This is a genomic window from Microcoleus sp. CAWBG27, from assembly GCF_020883145.1.
Taxonomy (GTDB): Bacteria; Cyanobacteriota; Cyanobacteriia; order Cyanobacteriales; family Microcoleaceae; genus Microcoleus.
Map to the genome: position 1 here is coordinate 1 of NZ_JAHREU010000109.1, position 3,583 is coordinate 3,583.

Here is a 3,583-nt window from a genome sequence, read left to right on the forward strand (position 1 = left end):
GATCGCGCGGGGATGGCATCTTCTTGGGGATTGTTGGGAGATATCGAGCGAAATCGTGGAAAATGGGATGAAGCAGAGCGACTTTTCCGGCAATCTTTGGCATTGAGGACAGAATTGGGCGATCGCGCGGGGATGGCATCTTCTTGGGGATTGTTGGGAGATATCGAGCGAAATCGTGGAAAATGGGATGAAGCAGAGCGACTTTTCCGGCAATCTTTGGCATTGAGGACAGAATTGGGCGATCGCTCTGGTATGGCAATTTCGATCGGTTGTCTGGGAGATATTGAACTCGGTAGAGGCAATCTAGAGACAGCAGAACAACTGTTAACAGAAGCTTTAGATAAAGTGCAAAAACAGGGGATGACTTGGCATATTGCTGAAACTAACTACGATTTAGCCCGACTCCATCGCAAGCGTGGCAACACAGAAGTTGCTCAACAAAATTACGATACAGCACATGGAATTTTTCAACAATTGGGAGCGGCTAAGGATTTGGAGAGAATCGAGAAAGAATGGCATAAATCTGATTAGAAAAGGAGAAACCCGGTTTCTGAATCTCCCACCTAGTCCAAGAAACCGGGTTTCTGCGACAATTTACGCCTCCTGACGAGATTGTTTGAAGAAACCCGGTTTCTGAATCTCGCGCCTAGTCCAAGAAACCGGGTTTCTGCGACAATTTACGCCTCCTGACGAGATTGTTTGAAGAAACCCGGTTTCTGAATCTCGCGCCAACCATCCAAGAAACCGGGTTTCTATCACAATTTACGCCTCCTGACGAGATTGTCTGAAGAAACCCGGTTTCTGAATCTCGCGCCAACCATCCAAGAAACCGGGTTTCTATCACAATTTACGCCTCCTGACGAGATTGTCTGAAGAAACCCGGTTTCTGAATCTCGCGCCTAGTCCAAGAAACCGGGTTTCTATGAGAATTTACGCCTCCTCACGAGATTTTCCGCAGAAACCCGGTTTCTGAGTCTCGCGGGTTTCTGCAACAGTTAGATTTGATATTATTTCCTTTTCAACCGATCGCCTTTTTGATCAAATCCAACTTGCCCTTATAGGGAGCATACCGCCATTGCAACTCCAGCCAGAATGACTTTTGCAGCACACTCTTGTAATGCGAAAAAGTATCAAAACTCGCTTTCCCGTGATAACTCCCGATGCCGCTTTCCCCAACTCCCCCAAACGGTAAAGTTGTGACACCAACCTGCATTACGGTATCATTAATACAAACTCCCCCCGAAGAAGTTTCCCGCAAAACTCGTTCTTGTTTCTCCTTATCCTTCGAGAACAAATACAAAGCTAACGGTTTGGGGCGCGCGTTGATTTGGGCGATCGCCTCCCCGAAATCCTCATACTCCAACACTGGCAAAATCGGCCCGAAAATCTCATCCTGCATCACCGGTGAATCCCAGGAGATTTTATCTAAAACAGTCGGTGCAATATACTTGTTTTCTGGGTCAGTTTGCCCGCCAATCACAATTTCTCCATCTTTGAGAAACACACTCAAACGTTCCAATTGCCGCTGATTGATAATCCGCGAATAGTCGGGACTTGTTTGTGGATTGTCACCGTAAAATCCTTGAATTGATGTTTTAATTGCTTCCATTAATTGCGGCTTGACTTTCTTGTCTACCAAGAGGTAATCTGGAGCAATGCAGGTTTGTCCGGCATTGATGAATTTGCCCCAAGCAATGCGTTTTGCCGTGTGTTCGATCTGAATGTCTGAATCGACAATGCAAGGACTTTTGCCGCCTAATTCTAATGTTACTGGTGTTAAATGTTTGGCGGCGGCTTCCATCACGATTCTGCCGATTTTTGTGCCTCCGGTAAAGAAGATGTGGTCAAATCTTTCGGCTAGTAATTGTTGGCTGACTTCCACGCCTCCCTCGACGGCTGCTATGTAGGCGGGATCGAAGATTTTGCCAATCATGTCGGCGACGACGGTTGAGGTGTGGGAGGCGATTTCTGAGGGTTTGAGGATGGCGCAGTTACCGGCGGCGATCGCCCCGACTAACGGTGATATCATTAACTGGAATGGATAATTCCAAGGCCCGATAATCAAAACTACGCCTAAAGGTTCGGGGAAAATGCGGGCTGATGCGGGGAATTGGTCGATCGAAGTTGGTACTTTTTTCGGCTTTACCCAGGATTTGAGGTTTTTGATGGCATAATTGACTTCTGCGATCGCAGCAATTTCAAAGTATGCCTCAAACTCTGGCCGATTCAAGTCAGCCTTGACAGCATCGACGATTTGTGATTGATTAAGTTCGATCGCACTTTTAAGTTTCTTCAGTTGTTCAATCCGAAAATCCACATCTTTAGTTTTCCCAGTAGCAAAAAATTGGCGTTGCTCCCGGATCGTATCGCTGACACTCAATAGCATATTTTCTCCTGTATCTATACATAAATGTTACAATAAAAAAATGAAAATTTCCAAAAGCCATCTTTTATATTCCTGCTTGTCATTGCTTTGCTTGTTCGCAGTTACAAGCTGCAATTCGAGTTCTCAAAAACAAGTTGTTATTTGCTCAAAAGACTTTAGCGAACAAGTCATCCTTGCAGAAATTTTAGCACAGCACATCGAAGCCAAAACAGATATTAAAGTAGAACGCGAACTCAACCTCGGAGGCTCGCTTTGCCATCAATCCCTAACAGCAGGAAAAATCGACTTGTACGTCGAATATACGGGTACAGGTTTTACCAACATTCTCAAACAAAAGCCGATTTCTGACCCCAAAAAAGTCCTCGCTTACCTCAAACAAGAATATCCCAAACAGTTTAAAGCCGAATGGACTGAACCCCTGGGATTTAATAACGGTTTTGCGATTATTGTGCGGGGAGACGATGCCAAAAAACTTAACTTGCAAAATCTCTCGCAATTGGGTAAAGCTGCACCAAAATTGCGCGCTGGTTTCGGGCCGGAATTCAAAGATAGAGAAGATGGATTTCCCGGATTGGCTAAAACTTACGGGATTAAATTTGCGGAAGAACCGAAGGAGTTGCTGTTAGGATTGCTTTATCAAGCACTGCAACAAAAAGAAGTAGATGTGATTGCTGGAGGCACAACCGATGGTTTGATTCAAAGTTTGGGTTTGGTAGTGCTCAAAGATGATAAGAACTATTTCCCGCCCTATGAAGCTGTGCCGGTTGTGCGATCGCAAATTTTGGAAAAATATCCCGAATTGCGTCCAGTGCTCGCAGAGTTGGGCGGCAAAATCTCCGAGGAAGATATGCGCCAACTCAACTATCAAGTTGATGGGAAACAGCAGGATGCCGCACAAGTAGCGCGGCAGTTTTTGCAGCAAAAATTGGGTGAGTCCAAGCCTGCAACTCCGGCGAAATAAAGGCACGAATTATGCAAAAAATGGTTGGATATCATGTCGAGCAAAATATCAACTATAGGTTTGTAGTGAGGACTTTAGTCCTTCTTTTTGCGGACTAAAGTCCTCACTACAAACCTACAATCGGGTGCGTCTCGAAGGAGACCGGGCGAATATAATTCGCGTCTATACAAGCACTCACGTGACGGGAGCAGGTTGAAGAACGAACGGTTGAAAATATGTTACCTTCTTCAGTCCGC

General features: G+C 45.4%; 3 protein-coding genes. 2 read left to right on the forward strand and 1 reads right to left on the reverse strand.

From position 1 onward, the window contains the following. Positions 1-531 (forward strand): tetratricopeptide repeat protein (locus QZ938_RS31405; protein ID WP_293365680.1); only part of this gene is annotated, 531 nt, incomplete at its 5' end. 487 nt (positions 532-1,018) lie between these two features. Here QZ938_RS31405 and QZ938_RS31410 read toward each other — a convergent pair. Continuing rightward, positions 1,019-2,386, reverse strand: a complete 1,368-nt coding sequence (locus QZ938_RS31410) for an aldehyde dehydrogenase (RefSeq protein WP_293353745.1) — start codon at positions 2,384-2,386, stop codon at positions 1,019-1,021. A 40-nt stretch (positions 2,387-2,426) separates the two neighbouring features. Here QZ938_RS31410 and QZ938_RS31415 point away from each other — a divergent pair, with 40 nt between their 5' ends. After that, entirely contained in the window at positions 2,427-3,347 is a 921-nt protein-coding gene (locus QZ938_RS31415; RefSeq protein WP_293155091.1) for a glycine betaine ABC transporter substrate-binding protein, read from the forward strand. Positions 3,348-3,583 lie beyond the last annotated feature (236 nt).